At 64.4% G+C, this 22,643-nt stretch carries 28 protein-coding genes and 1 tRNA gene; 21 read left to right on the top strand and 8 right to left on the bottom strand.

The genetic code is table 11. The annotated features are described in order from the left end of the window. From LXM94_RS13815 to LXM94_RS13805, 3 genes are all read left to right on the top strand, one after another. The coding region (locus LXM94_RS13815) for a nitrilase-related carbon-nitrogen hydrolase (protein WP_329605609.1) at positions 1-217 on the top strand (217 nt) is incomplete at its 5' end. Continuing rightward, complete coding sequence (locus LXM94_RS13810) at positions 214-642, top strand: DUF1178 family protein (RefSeq protein WP_235772049.1); 429 nt, start codon at positions 214-216, stop codon at positions 640-642. The genes LXM94_RS13815 and LXM94_RS13810, both read left to right, overlap by 4 nt. Next, positions 642-1,226, top strand: a complete 585-nt coding sequence (locus tag LXM94_RS13805) for a DUF3291 domain-containing protein (protein WP_235772048.1) — start codon at positions 642-644, stop codon at positions 1,224-1,226. Before LXM94_RS13810 ends, LXM94_RS13805 begins: the two co-directional genes overlap by 1 nt. Before the next feature lie 13 nt (positions 1,227-1,239). Here the strand turns inward: LXM94_RS13805 and ubiG are convergent, their stop codons facing one another. The 3 genes from ubiG to LXM94_RS13790 all read right to left on the bottom strand — a co-directional run bounded on the left by ubiG (position 1,240) and on the right by LXM94_RS13790 (position 3,982). Further along, positions 1,240-2,001 (bottom strand): bifunctional 2-polyprenyl-6-hydroxyphenol methylase/3-demethylubiquinol 3-O-methyltransferase UbiG, encoded by a 762-nt coding sequence (gene ubiG, locus LXM94_RS13800; protein WP_235772047.1) that lies wholly within the window; start codon positions 1,999-2,001, stop codon positions 1,240-1,242. A 55-nt stretch (positions 2,002-2,056) separates the two neighbouring features. Beyond that, on the bottom strand, positions 2,057-2,938 hold the full coding sequence (locus LXM94_RS13795) for a transglutaminase-like domain-containing protein (RefSeq protein ID WP_235772046.1): 882 nt from the start codon (positions 2,936-2,938) through the stop codon (positions 2,057-2,059). Between the two features lie 153 nt (positions 2,939-3,091). Next, complete coding sequence (locus tag LXM94_RS13790; protein WP_235772045.1) at positions 3,092-3,982, bottom strand: transglutaminase family protein; 891 nt, start codon at positions 3,980-3,982, stop codon at positions 3,092-3,094. Between the two features lie 334 nt (positions 3,983-4,316). Between LXM94_RS13790 and LXM94_RS13785 the strand changes: the two genes are divergently transcribed. From LXM94_RS13785 to LXM94_RS13765, 5 genes are all read left to right on the top strand, one after another. Further along, complete coding sequence (locus tag LXM94_RS13785; RefSeq protein WP_235772044.1) at positions 4,317-5,111, top strand: transporter substrate-binding domain-containing protein; 795 nt, start codon at positions 4,317-4,319, stop codon at positions 5,109-5,111. Between the two features lie 69 nt (positions 5,112-5,180). Beyond that, the gene (locus LXM94_RS13780; protein WP_235772043.1) at positions 5,181-5,852 is read left to right on the top strand and encodes an amino acid ABC transporter permease; all 672 of its coding nucleotides are present in this window, start codon (positions 5,181-5,183) and stop codon (positions 5,850-5,852) included. Further along, a complete protein-coding gene (locus LXM94_RS13775; protein WP_235772042.1) occupies positions 5,849-6,508 on the top strand; it encodes an amino acid ABC transporter permease in 660 nt (219 codons plus the stop codon). Before LXM94_RS13780 ends, LXM94_RS13775 begins: the two co-directional genes overlap by 4 nt. Further along, positions 6,486-7,211 (top strand): amino acid ABC transporter ATP-binding protein, encoded by a 726-nt coding sequence (locus LXM94_RS13770; protein WP_235772041.1) that lies wholly within the window; start codon positions 6,486-6,488, stop codon positions 7,209-7,211. Before LXM94_RS13775 ends, LXM94_RS13770 begins: the two co-directional genes overlap by 23 nt. Before the next feature lie 84 nt (positions 7,212-7,295). Next, positions 7,296-8,192: a LysR family transcriptional regulator gene (locus LXM94_RS13765; protein ID WP_235772040.1), complete on the top strand. Its 897-nt coding sequence runs from the start codon at positions 7,296-7,298 to the stop codon at positions 8,190-8,192. A gap of 167 nt (positions 8,193-8,359) precedes the next feature. Here the strand turns inward: LXM94_RS13765 and LXM94_RS13760 are convergent. Continuing rightward, positions 8,360-8,444: transfer RNA gene (locus LXM94_RS13760), tRNA-Leu, on the bottom strand. Positions 8,445-8,621: 177 nt separating this feature from the next. Between LXM94_RS13760 and LXM94_RS13755 the strand changes: the two genes are divergently transcribed. Beyond that, the gene (locus LXM94_RS13755; protein WP_235772039.1) at positions 8,622-9,131 is read left to right on the top strand and encodes a disulfide bond formation protein B; all 510 of its coding nucleotides are present in this window, start codon (positions 8,622-8,624) and stop codon (positions 9,129-9,131) included. A 95-nt stretch (positions 9,132-9,226) separates the two neighbouring features. Here LXM94_RS13755 and LXM94_RS13750 read toward each other — a convergent pair whose 3' ends face one another. Both LXM94_RS13750 and LXM94_RS13745 read right to left on the bottom strand, forming a co-directional pair. Continuing rightward, positions 9,227-9,784 carry an HNH endonuclease gene (locus LXM94_RS13750; protein ID WP_235772038.1) on the bottom strand — a complete coding sequence of 186 codons (558 nt, stop codon included), beginning with the start codon at positions 9,782-9,784 and terminating at the stop codon, positions 9,227-9,229. A gap of 123 nt (positions 9,785-9,907) precedes the next feature. Then, entirely contained in the window at positions 9,908-10,552 is a 645-nt protein-coding gene (locus LXM94_RS13745; protein ID WP_235772051.1) for a DNA-3-methyladenine glycosylase family protein, read from the bottom strand. 95 nt (positions 10,553-10,647) lie between these two features. Between LXM94_RS13745 and gluQRS the strand changes: the two genes are divergently transcribed. After that, positions 10,648-11,544 (top strand): tRNA glutamyl-Q(34) synthetase GluQRS, encoded by an 897-nt coding sequence (gluQRS, locus tag LXM94_RS13740; protein ID WP_235772037.1) that lies wholly within the window; start codon positions 10,648-10,650, stop codon positions 11,542-11,544. On the opposite strand, the gene LXM94_RS13735 is transcribed toward gluQRS, so the two are convergent. Further along, complete coding sequence (locus LXM94_RS13735; protein WP_235772036.1) at positions 11,491-12,432, bottom strand: YihY/virulence factor BrkB family protein; 942 nt, start codon at positions 12,430-12,432, stop codon at positions 11,491-11,493. The two genes, gluQRS and LXM94_RS13735, sit on opposite strands and share 54 nt — an antisense overlap. A gap of 103 nt (positions 12,433-12,535) precedes the next feature. On the opposite strand from LXM94_RS13735, the gene LXM94_RS13730 reads away from it, so the two are divergent. The 11 genes from LXM94_RS13730 to LXM94_RS13680 all read left to right on the top strand — a co-directional run bounded on the left by LXM94_RS13730 (position 12,536) and on the right by LXM94_RS13680 (position 21,960). Further along, positions 12,536-13,384: an SDR family oxidoreductase gene (locus tag LXM94_RS13730; RefSeq protein WP_235772035.1), complete on the top strand. Its 849-nt coding sequence runs from the start codon at positions 12,536-12,538 to the stop codon at positions 13,382-13,384. A 110-nt stretch (positions 13,385-13,494) separates the two neighbouring features. Beyond that, positions 13,495-13,701, top strand: a complete 207-nt coding sequence (locus tag LXM94_RS13725; RefSeq protein ID WP_235772034.1) for a twin transmembrane helix small protein — start codon at positions 13,495-13,497, stop codon at positions 13,699-13,701. A 17-nt stretch (positions 13,702-13,718) separates the two neighbouring features. Then, positions 13,719-14,297 carry a cob(I)yrinic acid a,c-diamide adenosyltransferase gene (locus LXM94_RS13720; RefSeq protein ID WP_235772033.1) on the top strand — a complete coding sequence of 193 codons (579 nt, stop codon included), beginning with the start codon at positions 13,719-13,721 and terminating at the stop codon, positions 14,295-14,297. Positions 14,298-14,330: 33 nt separating this feature from the next. Then, on the top strand, positions 14,331-15,116 hold the full coding sequence (locus LXM94_RS13715) for a rhomboid family intramembrane serine protease (protein ID WP_235772032.1): 786 nt from the start codon (positions 14,331-14,333) through the stop codon (positions 15,114-15,116). 184 nt (positions 15,117-15,300) lie between these two features. Further along, complete coding sequence (locus tag LXM94_RS13710; protein ID WP_235772031.1) at positions 15,301-16,050, top strand: electron transfer flavoprotein subunit beta/FixA family protein; 750 nt, start codon at positions 15,301-15,303, stop codon at positions 16,048-16,050. A gap of 25 nt (positions 16,051-16,075) precedes the next feature. Next, the gene (locus tag LXM94_RS13705; RefSeq protein WP_235772030.1) at positions 16,076-17,005 is read left to right on the top strand and encodes an electron transfer flavoprotein subunit alpha/FixB family protein; all 930 of its coding nucleotides are present in this window, start codon (positions 16,076-16,078) and stop codon (positions 17,003-17,005) included. Positions 17,006-17,155: 150 nt separating this feature from the next. Further along, complete coding sequence (locus LXM94_RS13700) at positions 17,156-18,028, top strand: 3-hydroxybutyryl-CoA dehydrogenase (protein WP_235772029.1); 873 nt, start codon at positions 17,156-17,158, stop codon at positions 18,026-18,028. A 140-nt stretch (positions 18,029-18,168) separates the two neighbouring features. Next, complete coding sequence (cysP, locus tag LXM94_RS13695) at positions 18,169-19,152, top strand: thiosulfate ABC transporter substrate-binding protein CysP (protein WP_235772028.1); 984 nt, start codon at positions 18,169-18,171, stop codon at positions 19,150-19,152. 71 nt (positions 19,153-19,223) lie between these two features. Then, positions 19,224-20,045, top strand: coding sequence for a sulfate ABC transporter permease subunit CysT (gene cysT, locus LXM94_RS13690; protein WP_235772027.1), 822 nt, complete (start codon positions 19,224-19,226; stop codon positions 20,043-20,045). A 2-nt stretch (positions 20,046-20,047) separates the two neighbouring features. Beyond that, positions 20,048-20,941 (top strand): sulfate ABC transporter permease subunit CysW, encoded by an 894-nt coding sequence (cysW, locus tag LXM94_RS13685; RefSeq protein WP_235772026.1) that lies wholly within the window; start codon positions 20,048-20,050, stop codon positions 20,939-20,941. Next, positions 20,938-21,960 (top strand): sulfate/molybdate ABC transporter ATP-binding protein, encoded by a 1,023-nt coding sequence (locus LXM94_RS13680; RefSeq protein WP_235772025.1) that lies wholly within the window; start codon positions 20,938-20,940, stop codon positions 21,958-21,960. Before cysW ends, LXM94_RS13680 begins: the two co-directional genes overlap by 4 nt. Here LXM94_RS13680 and tlpA read toward each other — a convergent pair whose 3' ends face one another. Continuing rightward, positions 21,961-22,641, bottom strand: coding sequence for a thiol:disulfide interchange protein TlpA (tlpA, locus tag LXM94_RS13675; protein WP_235772024.1), 681 nt, complete (start codon positions 22,639-22,641; stop codon positions 21,961-21,963). Between the last annotated feature and the right edge of the window lie 2 nt (positions 22,642-22,643).

The raw sequence follows: 22,643 nt of genomic DNA, 5'->3' as shown, positions 1-22,643 counted from the left end.
GCACGAGGACGGGCGCGAAACCTTCGGTCATTCGATGATCGTCGACCCCTGGGGGCGTGTGGTCGCGTCGGCCGGTGGCACCGGCGAAACGGTCGTTCTTGCCGACGTCGACATTCAGGCGGTAAAGGCGGCGCACGACAAGATTCCGAACCTGAAGAACGGCCGCCCCTTCACGCTTGACCAGCCCGCCACGGTCGGCGCAGGAGCAGCCGCGTGATCCTCTACGGCCTCGTTTGCGACAACGGTCATGACTTCGATGGCTGGTTCAAGTCGGCAAGCGACTTTGACCGGCAGACGGCGATGCGTCTGGTCAGCTGCCCGGTCTGCAACTCGGAAAGCGTATCGAAGCGCCTGATGGCCCCGTCGGTCGCGACGGCGCGCAGGAAAGACGAGCGCCGGCAACTCGTGATGAACGCACAGCAGTCGGAAATGGTCGGCAAGCTGCGCGAGATCGTCACGCAGATCCGCGCCAATGCCGACGACGTGGGCGAGCGCTTCCCCGAGGAGGCCCGAAAGATCCACTACGGCGAGGCGGAGCAGCGCGGGCTGATCGGCAAGGCGAGCGCCGAGGACGCGAAGGCCCTCATCGAGGAAGGCATCGAAATCGCCCCGCTGCCCGTCCTTCCCGACGACGTCAACTGATGGACGGGCCGGCCTATCATCTGGCGCTCTACAATTTCGGACTGCATGTCGCACCCTTCGACGATCCGGCGATCGACGGATTCCGCCTCCGCGAACCGTTCAACTTCGAGGCTGCACGGCGGGCCGAGGGCTTCGTCGGCCGCTCCGGCTATGCCGGAGAACCCGGGCCGCGAAGCTGGGGACCGCAGGTCTTTCCGCGTTACATCAAGGACAGCGGCTTCGACAGCGCGCCATCGCAGCTGTCGCTCTGGCGCGACATCGAAAGCCTGATGGCCTTCAGCTATGACGGCGTCCATGCCGATGCGTTGAAACACGCACGGCACTGGAACCGAAAGCAGACCTGGCCGCCCCTGGTGCTGTGGTGGACACCCGCCGGCCGGTATCCGGACTGGGCGGAAGGCGCCGCGCGGCTTGAACATCTCGACGATCACGGCCCCTCGCCGTACGCCTTCACCTTCAAACAGCCCTACGACCCGTCCGGTGCCGCGGCGGCGATCGACCGCGCCCGCATACGCGAAATCGCGGCCCGGAACGCTTCGACACAGACCGATCTTCTTGAGGCGGTCAAGGATCTGAGGGTTTGACCCGCGCGCTGCCTCAGTCAGGCGTGCCGGTCGGCGCACGGCGGGCAACCAGCATGTAGTTGACGTCCATGTCTTTCGACAGGTTCCACTGGCTGGACAGCGGATTGAAGAAGACGCCCGTCCGATCGGTCACGGCAAGACCGGACGCGGCGAGCGGTTTTTCGATCTCCTCGGGGCGCACCAGTTTTTCGTACTGATGCGTGCCGCGCGGCAGCCAGCGCAGGACATTCTCGGCGGTGAAGATGGCGAGCGCCGCAGCCTTGAGCGTCCGGTTGATGGTGGCGACGAACATCATGCCACCGGGCCGCACCATCGAGGCGCAGGTCGTCAAAAAGAAGTCCACGTCCGCAACGTGTTCGACGACCTCCATGTTCAGCACGATATCGAAGGTCTCACCGGCCTCGGCCAGCGCCTCCGCCGTCACGGCGCGATAATCGACCGCAACCCCGCTGCCGGCGGCATGCGTTCTGGCGATGCCGATGTTCTTCTCCGACGCGTCCGCGCCCAAAACCTCCGCACCCATGCGGGCCATTGGCTCGGAGAGCAGTCCGCCGCCGCAGCCGATATCCAGCACGCGCAGGCCTTCGAGCGGCCGATGCGCCTTCGGGTCCTTGTCGAAGTGAGCCGATGCCAGGTCGCGGATATAGGCAAGGCGCACCGGGTTGAATTTGTGCAGCGGCTTGAACTTGCCCGTCGGATCCCACCATTCGGCGGCCATCGCCGAGAAGCGGTCGACTTCCGCCTGGTCGATCGTCGTGCGTGCCGTCTCGCTCATGGCAAGTCTCCTTGTTCCCGGATGCGCCCTGAAGTCGGTCGGTTGCAGCCGAATGTCAAGCGGTGCGGCAATCCTGCGTCGTGTATGTGGCCGTCGACGCGACCGCGGCCTGGCCGTCCGGCGCGTCACCGTTCGGAATTTCGTCGGTAACGACTTCGAACCGGGAGAGAATGGTCGGTCCGAAGGTTGTCGACAGGGCCACATCGGTCGCGTCACGGCCGGTCGCCATGAGAATGCGCCCGATCCGCGGCTTGTTGTGCCGTGCATCGACCGTGTGCCACCGCCCGCTGAGATAGACCTCGAACCAGGCGCTGAAATCCATCGGATTGACATCCACCGGAACACCGATGTCGCCCAGATAGCCCGTGCAATAACGCGCGGGGATGTTCATGCAACGGCAGAGCGTGACGGCCAGATGCGCGAAATCCCGGCAAACGCCCGTCCTATCGACATAGCCCCCATGGGCGGTCCGCAACGAGTCGGCGTTCTGGTAGCTGAAGGTGATGTGATTGTGCACGAAATCGCAGATCGCCTGGACCTTGGGCCAGCCGAGCGGCACCTGAGAGAACCGGGTCCAGGCGAAATCCGCAAGGCGATCGGTGTCGCAGTAGCGGCTCCCGAGCAGAAAGACAAGCACCTCGTCCGGCAGGTCGTTGATCGGATGCTGCACGGCATCCTCGGGAACGATATCGGGCTGGCCGCTGTCATAGATATCAAAGGATGTGGAGATCGTCGTCAGGCCGGCCGGCGCGACGATCCGCGTGCAGGCATTGCCGAAGACGTCCGTATAGCCCCACGCATCGATGTTGCGATCGAAAACGAGAACCTGCTCGGTCAGCAAGTCGACGCGCCGCGACGGATGGATGTTGAGGGCGAGCAGCATCGGTGTCGGATGCTTGCATTCATAGGCCAGGGTGAAACCGGCATGGATCTTCATGGGGCCGCCTTTCATGTGTGAGAACAGATGCGGGCGGCTGGCCCCACCCCCGCGCAAACCGCGATGGTCGGATCCAGGACATGCACCGCTTACGTCCGCCGGCTTACAACGCGGCGGAAATCAGAGGGTTCCGCCGGGTGGAACGTCGACGCGTCAGGCTGCAACCGGAACCGGCTGCGTGGTGACATTCACCTGCACCGTCATATCCTCGAAATCGGCGGCGTCACCGTCATAGCTTCCCCAGAGCGGCACTGCCTGTCTCGGATCACGTGCGACGGCGACCCGGATAAGATCGCGATTTCCGACGATGCCGTTTGTCGGGTCGAACTCCACCCAGCCGGCGCCCGGCAGGTAGACCTGGCACCAGGCATGCGTCGAGCCGCCGCCCAGTGTCGTCGAACCGTCCCGATCGGCGACATAGACGTAGCCGGTCACGAACCGCGCCGCGAAGCCCAGCGCGCGGACGGCCTCCATCATCAGGAGTGCGAAGTCGCGGCAGGTCCCGCGCCGGAGTTTCAGTGTCGTCTGCGGCGTCTGCGTGCCGCGCTCCGCGCGCCGGGCGTAGGCAAAGCTCTCGTGGATGGCAAAACAGAGGGTCATCAGGAGATGACCGGTATCCGTGCTCCGGCCGCCGCTCAGAAACTGCCGCGCCCAGTTGCCGACCTCGTCCGCGGCATCGTCATAGTGGCGGCGTATCGTCGGAAGGAGGTCCGCGAGTTCCTCGCCGTCATAGCGAAAGGGATAGGACAGCGCATCGTCGTCGATCTGGAGTTCCAGGGAAACATGCGGCGTGTGATCCAGACGGATATGGGTTTCAAAGTGCAGATGCTTCGACGGCTTGTCGAAACCGACGATCGCGACGCAATTGCCGAAGACATCGAGAATCCAGCGGACGTTTTCCGGCTCGGGATCGACCTTCAGCTCGGCGGAGAGCAGCGTCTGATCATAGGCATCGCGCGGCCGGAACATCAGGCGATGGTCGCCGAAGGAGACGCGACGCTTGTATTCATACCGGGTGGTGTGATGGACGGAAAAGATCGTCATGTGAACGTTTCGTCCTTGCGCGAAGAAGATTGCTTCGGTGCAGGCCAAAGCAGGATTGATCAGTTCCGGCGGGCCGGAAATCCGCGCGATGCCCGCCACTGTAGCATCAAGCGCTCACAGGCCGCAGCTTTAATCCGGTCTCTTCCGCGAATAGATGCCGGCTCCGGCGCCTCTGCCAGCCTCGCCTAAACAATAGGCAGTTTGGTGGACGCGATTGGCTTTCTGATCGGATTGTATCCAATAACCCACGTCTTGCGCATACAAATGCACCGGATACGGGAGGTGGCACGAAGCTTGCTTTTGTCCATTCCGTGTTCATCGGAAAGGGATTCCCATGCAAAGACGTCACGTTCTCGCCCTGCTCGGCGCCGCTGTCCTCCTCGCCTCGCCGCTCCTCGCGCCGGCTCCGGCCCGTGCAGACGCCCTGGCGGACGTCACGTCGCGCGGCGTCCTGCGCGTTGCCGTGCCGCAGGATTTCCCGCCTTTCGGCAGCGTCGGCACCGACATGGCCCCGATGGGATACGACATCGACATGGCGAACCTCATTGCCGAAAAGCTCGGCGTGAAGGCGGAACTCGTGCCGGTCACGAGCGCCAACCGGATCCCCTATCTCCAGACGAACAAGGTCGATCTGGTGATCTCGAGCCTCGGCAAGAATGCCGAACGCGAGGCGGTGATCGACTTCACCTCCGCTTACGCACCTTTCTTCAACGGCGTCTTCGCGCCGGCGGACGTGGCGGTCAGCAATGCCGAGGATCTCTCCGGCAAGACGATCGGTGTCACGCGCGGTGCGATCGAGGATCTCGAACTGACGAAGATCGCGCCCGCCGACGCAACGATCAAGCGCTACGAGGACAACAACGGCACGATCTCCGCCTTCCTCTCCGGCCAGGTCGAAGTCGTCGCCACGGGCAATGTCGTCGCTGCCGCAATCCTGGCGAAAAATCCGCCGAAGCGGCCGGAGATGAAGTTCCTCATCAAGAACTCGCCCTGCTACATTGGCCTCAACAAGAACGAGCCGGCGTTGACGGAGAAGGTCAACGCCATCATCGCCGAGGCGAAAGCCGACGGTTCGCTCAGCGCCATCGCAGAGAAATGGCTCGGCGACAAGATACCGGCCGACCTCTGACCGCCTGTGCCGTCAGGCCGAAGGGCAGGGCGGCATCCGCCATTTCCAACGGTGCAGGGGCGCTGACACTTGGCCTATCAGTTCGATTTTGCCTGGCTGCTTGAATACTATCCGGTGCTCCTGAAGGGCATACGCATCACGATCCAGCTGATCGCGATCGGTGCGGTCGCCGGCATTGCACTCGGCATCGCCTGCGCCTGGGTGCGCGCCCTGGGGCCGCCGTGGCTGCGCCCGGTCGTCGCCACCTATGTGGAACTGATCCGCAACACGCCCTTCCTGATCCAGCTCTTCTTCATCTTTTTCGGCCTGCCGTCGCTCGGTCTGCAGCTTGGCGAACTGACGGCCGCCAATATCGCGATGATCGTCAATCTCGGCGCCTATAGCTGCGAGATCATCCGCGCCGGCATCCAGGCGACGCCGAAGGGCCAGTTCGAGGCCGGCGCGAGCCTTGCCATGACGCCGTTCCAGACCTTCTGGCATGTCGTGCTGGTGCCCTCCCTGCAGCGGATCTGGCCGGCGCTTTCCTCGCAGGTCATCATCGTCATGCTGGGCTCCGCCGTCGTCTCGCAGATCGCAGCCGAGGATCTGACGTTCGCGGCGAACTTCATCCAGTCGCGCTCCTTCCGTGCCTTTGAGGCCTATTTCGTGACGACGATCATCTATCTCATGCTGGCGATCCTGCTCAGGCAGGCGATGGCGCTCGTCGGATCGACGATCTTCCCGCGGAGGACTGCGCGATGATCGAGTTCACGCTCTGGGACGTCCTGCGCAATCTGCTGCTCGCCACCCGCTGGACGATCGTGCTGTCGCTCGTCTCCTTCGCCGGCGGCGGCATGGTGGGCCTGCTGCTGCTCTTCATGCGCATCGGTCGTGCCCGCATCGGCCGGTTCCTCGCGAAATATTATGTCGAGCTCTTCCAGGGCACCCCCCTCCTGATGCAGCTCTTCCTCGCCTTCTTCGGCCTGGGCCTCTTCGGCATCGACGTGCCCGCCTGGCTTGCGGCAGGCGTCGCACTCGTGCTCTGGACAGCGGCCTTCCTGGCCGAGATCTGGCGCGGCTGCGTACAGTCGATCGTCAGGGGGCAATGGGAAGCCTCGGCCAGCCTGGGCATGGGCTACCTGCAGCAGATGCGCTACGTCATCCTGCCGCAGGCACTCAAGCTCGCGATCCCGCCGACCGTCGGCTTTTCGGTGCAGGTGGTAAAGGGCACGGCGCTGACCTCGATCATCGGCTTCGTCGAGCTCTCCAAGGCCGGCACCGTCGTCACCAACGCCACCTTCCAGCCGTTCACGGTCTACGGCCTCGTGGCGCTCATCTATTTCGCGCTCTGCTGGCCGCTGTCGAAATCGAGCCAGATCCTCGAAAGGAAGCTCAATGTCGCTCATCGAAATCACTGAGGTCCGCAAGAGCTTCGGCGACAACGAGGTTCTGAAGGGCATCAATATCGACGTCGAGCCGGGCGAGGTCATTGCGATCATCGGCAAGAGCGGCTCGGGCAAGTCGACGCTGCTTCGCTGCATCAACGGGTTGGAGACGATCAACGGCGGTTCCATCGCGGTTGCCGGCGCGCAATTGCTTCCCGACGAGTTGCACCTCAAGGCGCTGCGGCTCAAGGTCGGCATGATCTTCCAGCAGTTCAACCTCTTCCCGCACCTGACGGCCGGCGGAAATGTCATGCTGTCGCAGATGGTGGTGAAGAAGGTGCCGAAGCCCGAGGCCGAGGCAATGGCGCGCAGGATGCTGGAGCGTGTCGGCCTCGGTCACAAGTTCGACGCCTATCCGGACGAACTCTCCGGCGGCCAGCAGCAGCGTGTCGCGATCGCCCGCGCGCTCGCCATGCAGCCGATCGCGCTGCTCTGCGACGAGATCACGTCTGCGCTGGATCCCGAACTCGTCGCAGAGGTGCTGGCGGTGGTGAGCGAGCTTGCCGCCGAAGGCATGACGCTGATGATGGTGACGCACGAGATGAAGTTCGCCCGCGACGTCTGCTCGCGCGTCGTCTTCATGCATCAGGGCCGCGTCCACGAAATCGGGCCGCCGGAGGCGGTCTTCGCCAGCCCGCAGACGCCCGAGCTGCGCCAGTTCCTCGGCGTGCACTGAGGCGGCGGATCCGTCGCCGACGGAATTTGCGCGCCTCCGGCAAGCCGTGGTACCCGGAACGGTCTCCATTTTTCGAGGGCAGCCATGGTCCGGCCTCACCTTCCCCTCAATGCCCTTCGCGCCTTCGAGGCCTCCGCCCGCCACCTGAGCTTCACGCGGGCGGCGATCGAGCTTTGCGTCACGCAGGCAGCCGTCAGCCATCAGGTCAAACTGCTCGAGAAACGGCTTAATGTCCCGCTCTTCAAGCGTCTGCCGCGCGGCCTGATGATCACGGCGGAGGGCGAGGCGCTGCTGCCGGTGCTGCGCGACAGCTTCGACCGGGTGGCCGACATGCTGGAGCGTTTCCAGGGCGGGCACCTGCGGGAGGTGCTGACGGTCGGCTGTGTCGGAACCTTCGCCGTCGGCTGGCTGCTGCCGCGCCTGCCCTCCTTTCACGAGAAGCATCCCTTCGTGGACCTTCGCCTTTCCACCAACAACAACCGCGTCGACATCGCGGCCGAGGGTCTCGACTTCGCCATCCGCTTCGGCAACGGCGCCTGGCACGACACCGACGCTGAACGCCTGCTCGACGCGCCGCTGACCGCCCTCTGCATTCCGGAGATCGCCCGCAGGCTGAAATCACCCGACGACCTCGCCCAGGAAACGCTTTTGCGCTCCTACCGAACCGACGAGTGGGCGAGCTGGCTGAAGGCAGCGGGCGCGGTCAGCACCAACCCGGTCGTCAAGGGCATCGTTTTCGATTCGACGCTTGCGATGATGGAGGCGGCACTGCAGGGCGCCGGCGTGGCACTCTGCCCGCCCCTGATGTTTTCGCGCCAGCTCGCTTCGGGCGCGATCCGCCAGCCGTTCCGCATCTACACGTCCCGCGGCAGCTACTGGCTCACCCGCCTTCAGTCGCGCGAGCCCACCGCCGCGATGCGGCAGTTCCGCGACTGGTTGAAGGGGTTTGCCGCAGTTCCATCGCCCGGCGCCAATGGATAGCCTCTTGCCGCCCGGGCTTGGCCATGAAGCGCGGACAGCGCCTTCCTGACGGCCGCCCGGCCGTATGGCTTCTCGACGACGGCGCGTTGTCACGCGGTCGAGCAATGCTCGAGGATCGGGCCGCTATCGGCGATCGGGCCGCGGCGCGACCGAACTGAATTTGATATTGGTGCCCCATGCCGGAATCGAACCAGCACTCCTTTCGGAACTCGATTTTGAGTCGAGCGCGTCTACCAGTTCCGCCAATGGGGCACGGAGCTATGCGAGTAGCCCTTGCCGTTTACACGATGGTTTTCGGCGAGGTCAATCCGCATTTGCAAGGGAGCAAAACACCCGATCACAAATCCGTGCGGTGATTTACATGGTATGGCCACCTGATAAGAAAGGCGCAGCCGGCAGCCGGGCCGCGCTTTTGTCCAGGCGTTCACGATGACGATTTGCCCTTCCCGCCCTTACACCGCTGTTGCGGCGCTGCTTGCCGCCGGCATGGCCGCAACCGTCGGCGGCGCGCTCGGCTTCGAGCATATCGGCGGCTACATCCCCTGCGCGCTCTGCCTGCTGCAGCGCGATCCCTATTATTACGGCATACCGGTGGCGCTTGCCGCGACGGCCTCGGCCGCACTCGGCGGCCCCGCATGGCTGACCAGGGGCCTGCTCGGCATCGCCGGCATCATGATGCTCGTGGGCGCCGGCATGGGCGTCTATCACGCCGGCGTAGAATGGAGCTTCTGGGAAGGACCGGCGACCTGCGCCACCTCGGCCCAGGGCGTGACGCAGAACGCGGGCGACCTGCTCTCCGACCTCAATGCCAAGCATGGTCCGTCCTGCACCGAGGCATCCTTCCGCCTGCTCGGCCTGTCTTTCGCGGGATGGAACGTCATCGTCAGCCTCGTCCTCGCGGCGATCGCCTTCACGGGCGCGCGCGCAAAGGCCGCCTGACCACCGCATGTGTCGTCACCCTGTCGCAGAACGTCGTGCCCCGGAAGCACGGGCGGTGCATGCGCCGGGCTTCCGCGTTGTGCCGGGACGACGGATCACGGCTGAAGTTCGACGTCCCAATAGAGATAGTCCATCCAGCTTTCATGCAGATAGTTGGGTGGAAACAGTCGCCCGTTGTTGTGCAGATCCTGAACCGTAGGCTGATAGGGCTTCTGATGCGGGAACATGCCCGCCTGTTTCGGCAGCTTGCTGCCTTTTCTCAGGTTGCACGGCGAACAGGCCGCCACGACATTGCACCAGGTCGTCTCGCCGCCATGAGCGCGGGGGATGACATGGTCGAAGGTCAGGTCGTCCGGCGTACCGCAATATTGGCATTCGAACCTGTCGCGCAGAAACACGTTGAACCGGGTGAAGGCCGGGTGGCGCGAGGGCTGCACGTAACTCTTGAGGCACACAACGCTCGGCAGGCGCATCGTGAAACTCGGGGAAGACACCGAATGCTCGTATTCGGCGATGATGTTGACGCGGTCAAGAAAAACCGCCTTGATCGCGTCCTGCCAAGACCAAAGCGACAAGGGATAATAACTCAGCGGCCTGTAGTCAGCATTCAGTACCAGCGCTGGCAGGGCCTGTGGTGAAACAGAAATCGTCAAGGGCTTCTCCTGAGCGATTCGGCATCTGCACTTCTATATTAGGCGCGTTGTTACAGCATTGTGAAGCCGGAAAGAAAAAGCAAAAACAGAAGATTCGCCTTCCCCTCGGCAAGCCCGCAAGCCTCACGCAAGCGGCGCCCCCTGGCGGCGCATCACGCGCGCATAATAGGCCCAGAAAAGCCGTGCCGAGACGCCGCGCCAGGGCGACCAGCGCGCGGCGATTTCGTCCAGTTCGGCCGCGGTGGGACGCACCGCCAGACCCAGCGCATGGGCGACCGCGTTCTGCAGCGCCACGTCGCCGGACGGGAAGATATCGGGATGACCGGCGCAGAACAGCAGGTAGACTTCTGCCGTCCAGCGACCGATGCCCTTGACCTGGGTTAGGGCGCGAACGGCGACCGGCGCGTCGAGGTGACAGATCGCGTCGAGGTCGACGGCGCCGCTGTCGACGCTTTCGGCAAGCCGCCGCAGCGTATCCGCCTTGGCCCGGGACAATCCGACCGCGCGACAGTCCTCGTCGGTAAGGCCGAGCACGTGATGCTGTGTGACGTCGCCGGCAAGCGCCTCGAGCTTGCGCCAGATCGCATCCGCGCTTGCACGCGACACCATCTGCGACACGACGATGCCCGCCAGTCCACGATAGCCGGGGTCGAGCCGGCGCAACGGAACCGGCCCTGCCTTGTCGATGATCACGAACAGGCGGGGATCGAGCAGCGCGAGATCGACGAGTCCGGCCGCGACATCGGCATCGGTTCTGATCATATGCAGTTGCATGGCAGTCTCTTTTCCGGCACCTCGTTTCCTGGCAAGCCGCTATGGCCGTTCGATGCCGGTTTGCGCCACAAAAGCCCAAGGAACGATCTTTGTCAAAGACGCGCGTCTTCCGCTTCGCCCCGAGTCCCAACGGCCTCCTGCACCTCGGGCACGCCTATTCCGCCATGCTGAACCATGCACTTGCGGACGGTTGCGGCGGACGCTTCCTGTTGCGGATCGAAGACATCGATCAGGCTCGCTGCCGGCCGGAATATGAGGAGGCGATCCTGCGCGACCTTTGCTGGCTCGGACTCGGCTGGGAGACGCCGGTGCGCCGCCAGTCGGAGCATTTCGACCTCTACCAGCAGGCGCTCGACCGCCTGCGGGCGCTCGGCCTCGTCTACCCGGCCTTCCTCAGCCGCGGCCAGATCCGTGACCTTGTGGCGTCCAAGGAGGCGAAAGGCCGGCCGTGGCCACGCGATCCGGACGGCGCGCCGCTTTATCCGACCGAGGAGCGATCGCTCGATGCTTCGCTGACCGGCGCATGGATCGCGGAAGGGCGCCAGCATGCCTGGCGGCTCAACATGGACGCCGCGATTGCAGCGACGGGCGGCAGGCTCACTTGGCAGGAAGGCGGCCGGGGGCCTGCTGGGGAGAGCGGCACGGTCGTCGCGGAACCGCAGCGCTGGGGCGACGTGATCCTGTCACGCCCCGATGCACCGTCGAGCTACCACCTCTCCGTCACCATTGACGATGCGCTGCAGGGAGTGACGGACGTCGTGCGTGGCGTCGACCTTTTCCATGCCACCTCCGTTCATCGCCTTCTGCAGCGCCTGCTCGACCTGCCCGAACCGCGTTATCGCCATCACGGCCTCGTGCGCGGCTCCGACGGCCGGAAGCTGTCGAAGAGCAACCGGGATACCGGCATCGCCGCCTATCGCGCAGCAGGCCTTTCACCGGCCGGCCTTCGCACCCTGTTCGCGCGCGATGGCCTCGTCCTCCATTGAGGGTTCGTCGACGCCGGACGACCGCCTGCCGCGCAGCCGGTCGAGGACGAGATGCTTGACGCGGAACTTCAAGAGCGCGGCATTGATCTCCGCGCCGAGAATGAAGATCACACCGACGATATAGAGGAAGACGAGGGCGATCATGATCGACGCGAGGCCCGCATAGGTCGACACATAGTTGGCGAAGGTCGTGAGATAGGAGGCGAAGGCATAGGCGCCGACGCCCCAGGCGGCAAGCGTGACGACGATGCCAGGAAGCACGTCGGCCACCTTGCGCCGGCCGGCCGGCAGCCAGAGATGGGCGATCAGCAGGCCGGCGAAGAGCATGGCGATCGTGCCGAAGAGCCCCCAGCCGTCGATCCACGAATAGAGATAGCCGAGCCAGGGCAACCATTGATCGGTCGCCCTGACGGCGAGCGGTGCCGCGACGAGCACGATGCTGATGACCGCCAGCGCCAGGACGCCGACGACGACGAAGCCGAGGCTCGCAAGCCGCGTGACATACCAGTAGCGGGTCTCGGCGACCCGGTAGGCCCTGTTGAGCGACACGCGCAACGCCTCGACGCCGTTCGAGGCGAAATAGGCGGCCGCCAGCACAGAGACCGTCAGCAGGCCGCCGCGCGGGATCGTCAGCACCGCGACGACCTCGCGCGATATGGGCTCGGCGATCGATTCCGGCCAGGTGTCGAAGATCAGATGCACGGCGGTGTCGGCGAACTGGTCGGCGCCGAGAAACGAGCCGAGCGCCGTCCCGAAGATCAGGAAGGGGAAGATCGCGAGCAGCGTCGACAGCGCCACGTGGCTGGCCATGGCCCAGCCGTCGTCCTCGGAAAAATGCCAGATCGCATCGAAGAGAACCTTGTAGGTGACGCGAATGGCTGAGGGCATTATCGATGTCCGTTTCCGTCGACGCCCGCGCTTTCCCTCGCCGGACGCAATTGTATGCGAGCCGTGAATATGGGAAAGCTCGGCGGATTTGTACAGGAAAGCCATGTCAGCCAATCCGTCTGCCGCAAACAGAAGCATTATCGTCACCGGATGTTCCTCCGGCATCGGCGCCCATTGCGCGCAGGCCCTGAAGGCCGACGGCTGGCGCGTCTTTGCCACCGTGCGCCGCGAGGAGGACCGCACGCCACTCGAGGATGGCGACATTGAATGCGTGCTGATGGACTATACGAAGCCGGAATCGATCGCGGCGCTCGTCGAGCATGTGTTTTCCCGCACGGGCGGACGTCTCGATGCGCTCTTCAACAACGGTGCCTATGGCCAGCCCGGAGCGGTCGAGGATCTTCCGGTCGAAGCATTGCGGCAGCAGTTCGAAGCCAATGTGTTCGGCTGGCATGATCTGACGCGGCGCGTGATCCCGGCGATGCGCGCGCAGGGCCATGGGCGCATCGTGCAGTGCTCCTCGATCCTCGGCATCGTTCCCTATCGCTGGCGCGGTGCCTACAATGCTTCTAAATTCGCGCTCGAGGGCCTGTCGCTCACGCTGCGCATGGAACTCGCCGGCAGCGGCCTGCATGTCAGCCTGATCGAGCCCGGCCCGATCGAATCGCGCTTCACCGCCAATGCGCTGGCCCATGTCGAGAAGAACATCGACATCGAGAACTCGGTCCACCGCGAGGAATACCAGCGCCAGTTGCGGCGACTGCGCGGCGAAAGTCCGCCGGCCCGCGGCAAGCTCGGTCCCGACGCCGTCTACGACGTCCTGCGTCACGCACTGACGGCGCGCGATCCGCGGGCGCACTACGTCGTGACGAGGCCGGCACGGCAGGGCGTGCTCCTGAAGAAGCTGCTGCCCGCCGACCTCTTCTACCGGATCATCGGCAGGCTCGGATGACAGGCCGGTACCGCCGCTGCCGTGCGTTGCAGCCGGATCGGCAGATTTCACGTGTCATTTTTGTAAAACTCCCTATTTGAAGGATGGAAACACCAGAAGGAACTTCCGGCATGTCATCCTCCGTTCTCACCTTTCTGACGCTGCTCGTCATGGGTCTGGTCGCGATCGTTCTGGTGCGCGGTCTGGTCAACATGGCCAAGGGAGGAAGCGGCAGCACCTCGAACAAGCTCATGCAGGCCCGCGTGGTCTTGCAGGCCATCGCCATCATCCTCATCATGCTCACGCTGTGGGTCACGGGCGGCGGGCGGCCGTCCTGAGCAGCCGGGGGAGCGGCATGGTCAAGCTGAACAAGATATACACCCGCACCGGGGACGACGGGACCACCGCGCTCGTCTCCGGCCCGCGGCGACGCAAGGACGACGCACGCGTCGAGGCCTATGGCGATGTCGACGAGACGAATTCGCTGATCGGCGCCGCCCGTTTGCACCTCGCCGACCTGACCGGGCTCGATGACCTGCTGGCCACGATCCAGAACGACCTCTTCGATCTCGGCGCCGACCTCGCGACACCCGAGACGGGCGAACCGCTGTCCCATGAGCCGCTGCGCATCGTGCAGCGGCAGGTCGACAGGCTCGAAGCCGAGATCGATCGCATGAACGGCGAACTCGACCCGCTGCGTTCCTTCGTGCTGCCGGGTGGAACGCCAGCCGCCGCGGCCCTCCATGTCGCCCGCACCGTCTGTCGCCGCGCCGAGCGGCGCATGGTGGAACTGTCCCGCCTCGATGGGGAAACCGTCTCCCGACAGGCGATCGCCTATGTCAATCGCCTGTCGGACCTGCTCTTCGTGGCGGCACGCTACGCCAACGGCAAGGGCCGCGCGGATGTGCTTTGGGTTCCGGGAAAAAGCAGGTAAGGATTGGGCCGGACCTCGCGGGGACGGAGATCGATGTTCATACCGCTGCACGACGCGAACTCCCTGAAATACATCAAGCTGCAATATGTCACGCTCGGGCTGATCCTCACCAATGTCGTCGTCTGGCTGGTGACCGGCCTTGCCTCCACCCAGGCCTTCAGCGATGCGACGGTGGTCGGCCTCGGCTATATCCCGGCCGTCGCCTTCGACTATGCCGATCTCGAACCGAGCCTCGTCATCGTCCCCGAGGACGCAACCTATATCACCTATGCCTTCCTGCACGGCGACTTCATGCATCTCGCCTCGAACATGCTGTTCCTGTGGGTGTTCGGGGACAATGTCGAGGACGCCCTTGGCCATTTCCGCTATCTCGTCTTCTATCTGCTCTGCGCGGCCGGCGGCGCGCTGTTCCACGGACTGGTCGAGCCCGATTCGGAAGCACCGCTGATCGGCGCGTCGGGAGCCGTCAGCGGGGTCGTGGCAGCCTATTTCCTGCTTCACCCGAAAGTACGGGTCTGGGTTCTCGTGCTCTTCCGCTTTCCCCTGCCGCTTCCCGCCGTCATTCCGCTCGCCTTCTGGATCGGACAGCAGTTCTACATGCTCGTCGTCGACAGCGGCAGCGGCATCTCCTGGGGCGCCCATGTCGGTGGCATCCTGGTCGGCGCCGTCCTCGTGCTCGTCCTGCGCCGCCGCGGCGTCCCACTCTTCGACCGCACGATCGTCAGTCCCGAGGCCGTGCGGCATAAGGAAATCACGCTCGGAGAAAGCCCGGTGCCGCACCGCAAGGCATCGGTCCCGCCAACCCACTGGGGCCGCTAAGGCGGCGGCACGCGCAATTCATTGACGTTGACGTAAAGGTAATTTATACAGCCGGGATTTTCGTGCCGGGAGACCGTCCGCGACGTTGAAATTGGGGGAAAAACGCGTATCGATGTCGCCAACCGACAATCGGGCCGCTGCCGAAAGGCGCATTTTCCCCGCGGACATTGGAAGGAAGGAAGCCATGAAGATCTTAGTCCCTGTGAAAAGGGTAGTCGACTACAACGTTAAGATCCGCGTGAAGCCGGACGGCTCGGGCGTCGAGCTTGCCAATGTGAAGATGTCGATGAACCCCTTCGACGAGATCTCCGTGGAAGAGGCGCTGCGGCTGAAGGAAGCGGGCAAGGCGGAAGAAGTGGTGGTCGTGTCGATCGGTCCGGCGAAGGCGGAAGAGACGCTGCGCACCGCGCTCGCCATGGGCGCCGACCGCGCCGTGCTCGTCGAGACCGACGATGCCGTCGAGCCGCTCGCCGTGGCCAAGATCCTGAAGGGTGTCGCCGAGGCCGAACAGCCCGGCCTCATCATCGTCGGCAAACAGGCGATCGACGACGATTCGAACCAGACCGGCCAGATGCTGTCGGCGCTGCTCGGCTGGGCACAGGGCACGTTTGCCTCCAAGATCGAAATCGGCGACGGCGCGGCCAAGGTCACGCGCGAGGTCGACGGCGGCCTGCAGACCATCGAGGTCAAGCTTCCGGCGGTCGTCACGACGGACCTTCGCCTCAACGAGCCGCGCTACGCCTCGCTGCCGAACATCATGAAGGCGAAGAAGAAGCCGCTCGACAAGAAGAGCCCGGCCGATTTCGGCGTCGACACCACGGCGCGTCTCAAGGTTCTGAAGACCGAGGAGCCGTCCGGCCGCAAGGCGGGCGTCAAGGTCAAGTCGGTCGCCGAGCTCGTCGAGAAGCTCAAGACCGAAGCCGGCGTGCTGTAAGCGGAACGGATAGGAGATCAGACACATGGCCATTCTTCTTCTGGCAGATCACGACAACGCAACCCTTTCCGACCAGACCGCCAAGGCGCTGACGGCGGCCGCGCAGATCGGCTCGGACGTGCACGTGCTGGTCGCCGGCGCCGGCGCGAAGGCTGCCGCCGAGGCCGCCGCAAAGCTGGCGGGCGTTTCCAAGGTGCTGCTCGCCGAGGACGCCAGCCTCGCCAACAACCTCGCCGAACCGCTGGCAGCCCTCATCGTGTCGCTTGCCGGCAACTACGATGCGATCGTCGCGGCTGCGACGTCGGTCGGCAAGAATGTCATGCCGCGCGTCGCGGCGCTGCTCGATGTCGCGCAGGTCTCCGAGATCACCGAGGTCGTCTCGCCGGACACGTTCAAGCGGCCGATCTATGCCGGCAATGCCATCCAGACCGTGCAGTCGACGGATGCCAGGAAGGTCGTCACCGTGCGCACCGCCTCCTTCGCCGCCGCATCCGGAGGCGGCAACGCCGTGGTCGAGACCATCCCGGCTGCCGCCAATCCCGGCCTCTCGACCCACGTCGCGGACGCGCTCTCCTCGTCCGATCGTCCGGAACTGACCTCTGCGAAGATCATCATCTCCGGCGGCCGTGCGCTCGGCTCGTCGGAGAAGTTCAAGGAAGTGATCCTTCCGGTCGCCGACAAGCTCGGCGCGGCGGTCGGCGCGTCGCGCGCCGCCGTCGATGCAGGCTACGCCCCCAACGACTGGCAGGTCGGCCAGACAGGCAAGGTCGTCGCTCCGCAGCTCTACATCGCCTGCGGCATCTCCGGTGCCATCCAGCACCTTGCCGGCATGAAGGATTCGAAGGTCATCGTCGCCATCAACAAGGACGAGGAAGCCCCGATCTTCCAGATCGCCGACTATGGCCTCGTCGCCGACCTCTTCGAAGCCCTGCCGGAGCTCGAAAAGGCCCTGTAACCCGCCCTCGGCCGCGCTACCCGCGACGAATAACCGCTGGCATTTGCCGCCGCGCCGCTTTATCACTTCACCGGGCTGGTCGATCCAGCCCGGTTTCTTTTTGCCGCCGCAACGGGGCAGCCGAACACGACAAACAGGGCAGCGAACCAGATGATCAAGTACGTCGGAATTGTCGGAGCGGGTCAAATGGGATGCGGCATCGCGCATGTCTGCGCGACAGCCGGCTACAAGGTTCAGATCTACGATCTCTCCTCCGAAAGGATCGAGGCGGGCCTTGCGACCATCCATGGCAATCTCGCGCGGCAGGTGTCCTCCGGCAAGATGACGGACGAGGACCGCAAGAAGGCGCTGTCACTGATCAAGGGTTCGAACGACATCAACGATCTCTCCCCGGCAGACCTTGTGATCGAGGCGGCAACCGAAGACGAGACCATCAAGCGCAAGATCTATGGACAGGTCTGCGCCGTGCTCAAGCCGGAGGCGATGCTGGCGACGAATACCTCGTCGCTCTCGATCACCCGTCTCGCGTCCGCCACGGACCGGCCGGAACGCTTCATGGGCATTCACTTCATGAACCCCGTTCCGGTGATGAAGCTCGTGGAACTCGTGCGGGGCATCGCCACGGAGGAAGAGACGTTCCGGGCCGCCAAGGAGTTCGTGGCAAAGCTCGACAAGACCGTCACCGTCGCGGAAGACTTCCCCGCCTTCATCGTCAATCGCATCCTGCTGCCGATGATCAACGAGGCGATCTACACCCTTTACGAAGGCGTCGGCTCGGTCGAGGCGATCGACACCGCCATGAAGCTCGGCGCGAACCATCCGATGGGGCCGCTCCAGCTCGCCGACTTCATCGGCCTCGACACCTGCCTGTCCATCATGCAGGTCCTTTACGAAGGCCTCGCGGATTCGAAATATCGGCCCTGTCCGCTGCTCGTCAAATATGTCGAGGCCGGCTGGCTCGGCCGCAAGTCCGGCCGCGGCTTCTACGACTATCGCGGCGACGTGCCGGTGCCGACCCGCTGACTGCGGCACATTCCGTATAAAACGCTCCCGGGAGAAAGATTTTCCGCGCGGCAGCGGCCTGCTGGCCGCTGGTGCCTCGGTTGAAAATCCTCGAGGCGATAGGCTCCCGGCAAATCGCATCTGACGTCCGGAGACTTCCCGTGAAAAAACTGCTCCTGATCGGCGCCGCCGTCCTCGCGTTCGCTGCACCGCTGTCCGCCCGCGCCGCCGACACGCTGCTCAACGCCTCCTACGACATTGCGCGCGAGATATTCGCGGCCGAGAACGGGGCCTTCATCAAGGAACACCCGGGCGTCACCATCGACCAGTCGCACGGCGGCACGTCGAAGCAGGCGCGCGCGATCGTCGAGGGTCTCGAGGCGGACGTCGTGACCTTCAACCAGGTGACCGACATCGACTTCCTCGTGAAGAACGGCTTCGTCGCCGCAGACTGGCAGTCGAAATTCCCCAACAACGCCTCGCCCTTCTATTCCTTCCCGTCGTTCCTGGTGCGCGCCGGAAATCCGAAGAACATCAAGGACTGGAGCGATCTCGTCCGCGACGACGTGAAGGTCATCTTCCCGAACCCGAAGACCTCGGGCAACGCGCGCTACACCTATCTGGCGGCCACGGCCTATGCCATCGAGGCCTTCGGGGGCGATCAGGAAAAGGTGAAAGACTTCGTCGCCAGGATCTTCGGCAACGTGCCGGTCTTCGACACCGGCGGCCGCGCAGCCACGACGACCTTCGTGGAACGCGAGATCGGCGACGTGATCATCACCTTCGAGGCAGAGACGAAGGCGATCGCCAAGCAATACGGCGAGGACAAGTTCCAGAGCGTCGTCCCGTCCGTCTCGCTGCTCGCCGAGTTCCCGGTCGCGATCGTCGACAAGGTCGCCGATGCCAAGGGCAGCCGCGACCTGGCCAAGGCCTATCTCGACTTCCTCTACACCGAGACGGGTCAGCGCATCGCCGCCGATTTCGGCCATCGCGTCCACAACGATGCCGTCACCGCTGAATTCAAGAGCCAGTTTCCCGACGTGCGCCTCGTCAATGTCGACGACGTATTCGGCGGCTGGGACAAGATATCGCTGGAACATTTTGCCGAGGGCGGAATTCTCGACAGCATCTACGGCAGCCGATAAAAAGTCGACACCTGCGAGCGATATCGTCGGCCGCGGCTTTTGCCCGTCGCATGTTGGAGAGGACAATCATCTTGAAACGGCGCGTGCTGCCCGGACTGCCGTTCACGCTCGGCATCACCCTCGTCTATGTCGCGATCATCGTGGTGCTGCCTCTGGCGGCGTTGATCTTCAAGGCCGCGAGCCTCGGCCCGGAGGACTACTGGCGCATCATATCCTCAGAACGGGCGATCGCCAGCTATCGTGTGACCGTTCTCTCGGCGCTCGCCGCGACCGTGTTCAACCTGGTCTTCGGCCTCGCGCTTGCCTGGATCCTCGTACGCTACCGTTTCCCAGGCCGACGTCTGGTTGACGCCCTGGTCGATCTGCCCTTCGCGCTGCCGACGGCCGTCGCCGGCATCTCCCTGACGACACTGTTCGCGACCAACGGCTGGTTCGGAGCACCGCTTGACGCGATCGGCATCAAGGTCGCCTATACGCCGCTTGGCATCATGATCGCCATGGCCTTTACCAGCCTTCCCTTCATCGTGCGCACCGTTCAGCCCGTTCTGGAAGAGCTCGACCCGGCGCTGGAAGAGGCTGGCCAGACGCTCGGAGCGACGGACTGGTCGATCTTCCTGCGCGTCATCCTGCCGCTTCTCGCCCCGGCGCTGCTGGCGGGCGTGTCGCTTGCCTTCGCCCGCAGTCTCGGCGAATTCGGCGCCATCATCTTCATAGCCGGCAACCAGCCGTTCGAGACGGAGATCACGGCACTTCTCGCCTTCATCCGGCTCGAGGAATACGACTATCCCGCCTCGGCAGCGATCGCCTCGGTCATGCTGCTTGCCGCCTTCACGATGCTCGCCGTCACCAACCTGCTGCAAGCACGTGCCCTGCGCTACACGGTAAAGGGCTGACGATGGCCAATCACGCGACAAAGCGCCCGCCGCGGGTGGGCGACAATCCGCGCTTTCGCCGAACGCTGCTCGCCATCGTGCTGGTCCTTGTCACAATCGTCGTCATCGCCCCGCTCGTGGTCATCGGCGCGCAGGCCTTTTCGCTCGGTATCGGCTATTTCGCAAAGACCATCGCCGAACCGGACACACGCCATGCGATCCTGCTGACGGTGGTGACGGCATTGATCGCCGTGCCGATCAACACCGTCTTCGGTGTGGCCGCCGCCTGGGCGATCACCAAGTTCGATTTCCGCGGCAAGCGGCTGCTGACCATCGTCATCGAGCTTCCCTTCTCCATTTCGCCGATCGTCGCGGGCGTCGCCTATCTTTTCGTCTATGGTCTGCAGGGACTGTTCGGCCCCATGCTGCAGTCGGCCGAGATCAAGATTCTCTTCGCGCTGCCGGGCATCGTCATTGCCAGCATGTTCGTCACGGCGCCCTTCGTCGCACGCGAACTGATCCCGTTGATGCAGGCGCAGGGCCGCGACCTCGAGGAGGCGGCGACGTCGCTCGGCGCTTCCGGCTGGCGCACCTTTTTCTCGGTGACGCTGCCAAACATCAAGTGGGCGCTGCTCTATGGCATCGTGCTCTGCAACTCGCGTGTCATGGGCGAATTCGGCGCCGTGTCGGTCGTCTCGGGCAATATCCGTGGCCAGACCAACACCCTGCCGCTGCACATCGAGCTTCTCTATCACGACTACAATGCCGTCGGCGCCTTTGCCGCAGCGTCGATCCTTGCCTTGCTCGCCATCGTGACGCTGGTGGCCAAGGTTGCCCTGGAGCGCCAGGGAGCGGGACGACGCAGCCGCCCCGCCTCGCTTGCCGGCGTCGAGCCAACCGCGGAGACAAGACCGTGAAGATCACCCTGGACACCGTCGTCAAGACCTTCGATACCTTCCGCGCCGTCCACGGCGTGTCACTCGAGATCGACAGTGGCGAGCTCGTCGCGCTCCTCGGTCCTTCCGGCTCAGGCAAGACGACGATCCTCCGCATGGTCGCCGGACTCGAATTCGCCGATGGCGGCGCCATCTATTTCGGTGACGAGAATGCGACCGACATTCCGGTGCGCGAGCGCGGTGTCGGCTTCGTCTTCCAGCACTATGCGCTCTTTCCGCACATGACGGTCGCGGGGAACATTGCCTTCGGCATGAAAGTCTCGAAGGTCAGGCGGTCTTCGGTCGAGATCGCCGAGCGGGTCGAGGAGCTTCTGGATCTGATTCAGCTCAAGGGTCTCGGCGATCGGTTCCCCGGCCAGATCTCCGGCGGCCAGCGGCAGCGCGTGGCGCTTGCCCGCGCGCTTGCCGTCGATCCCAAGGTTCTCCTGCTCGACGAACCCTTCGGCGCGCTCGACGCGAATGTGCGCCGCGACCTGCGCCGCTGGCTTCGCAAGATCCACGAGGAGCTCAACATCACAACCCTGTTCGTCACGCACGACCAGGAAGAGGCGCTCGACCTCGCCGACCGCGTCGTCATTCTCGACAAGGGCAGGATCGTCCAGCAGGGCGCGCCCGAGCAGGTCTGCCGCAATCCGGCAAATGCCTTCGTCATGAACTTCCTCGGCGATGCCAATCACCTGGATGCGCAGGTGCGCGACGGCAGAGCCTTCGTGCAAGACATTCCCTTCGATGCACCGGGCATCAACGATGGCAAGGCGCAATTGCTGTTCCGCCCGGCCGACGTCGTCTGGCACGAAGACGATCAGGGCATTGCCGCGACGATCATCCGGGTCATCGACCGCCCCGATTCCAAGCGGGTGGTGGCGCTCACGACCGCTGGCGGCACCGTCGAGTTCGATACGTCGCCGGAGTTTCCCGGCAGGGCGGGCGGGCGCGGCTCGCTGGTGATCCGCCGCCCGCGCGTCTACGCGGCAGCCTGATCAGCTCGCCGGCGGTCTCTCCACGGCCGCACGGATGAGCGCCCTGGCATCCGCGCCGTCCCAGGCGGCGGGACCGTTCATCGCCGACACGAGGCACCCGGTATCGTCCATCAGAAGCGTCACCGGCAGGCCGAAGGCGAGGCCTTCCTTCTTCAGCGCGTTGAAGACGCCCAGGGAGTTGTCGCGGTAATAGGCGAGATCAGTCGCGCCCGTTTCCTCGAGGAATGCCTTGGGCTTCTCGTCGGAACCCGTGTCGATATTGATCGCCACCACTTCGAACCGGTCGCTGCCGAGTTCCTTCTGCAATGCGTTCAGCGCCGGCATCTCCTCGCGGCACGGCACGCACCAGGTCGCCCAGAGATTGACGAGCAGCGTCTTGCCGGAAAAGTCGGCGATCGTCCTGCCGGTGCCGTCCGGGCCTTTAAACGCAAGCGACGGCAGAGGCCGATGTTCCGCCACCGTCATCATGGCCGCGACCTGCCCGGTGGAGAGCGGCGCCAGCCGCTCGGCGAGTGCCGCCGTCGCGGGGCATTGCTGCGCCCCGGCATCCGTCGCCACCGCACCATTGCCAGACCGGCTCTCGATCACGTATACCGCTGCCGCACCGGCAAGAAGCCCGGCGACGCCGGCAAGCGCGACGAGCCTCGCCTTCGGCAGACCCAGCGTCTTCGTTACTGTCATCT

Origin of the sequence: Rhizobium alarense, assembly GCF_021555155.1 — a bacterium.
Taxonomy (GTDB): Bacteria; Pseudomonadota; Alphaproteobacteria; order Rhizobiales; family Rhizobiaceae; genus Rhizobium_D; species Rhizobium_D alarense.
Note: the sequence above shows the minus strand (reverse complement) of the source record. Positions and strands in the feature narration are given on the sequence as shown.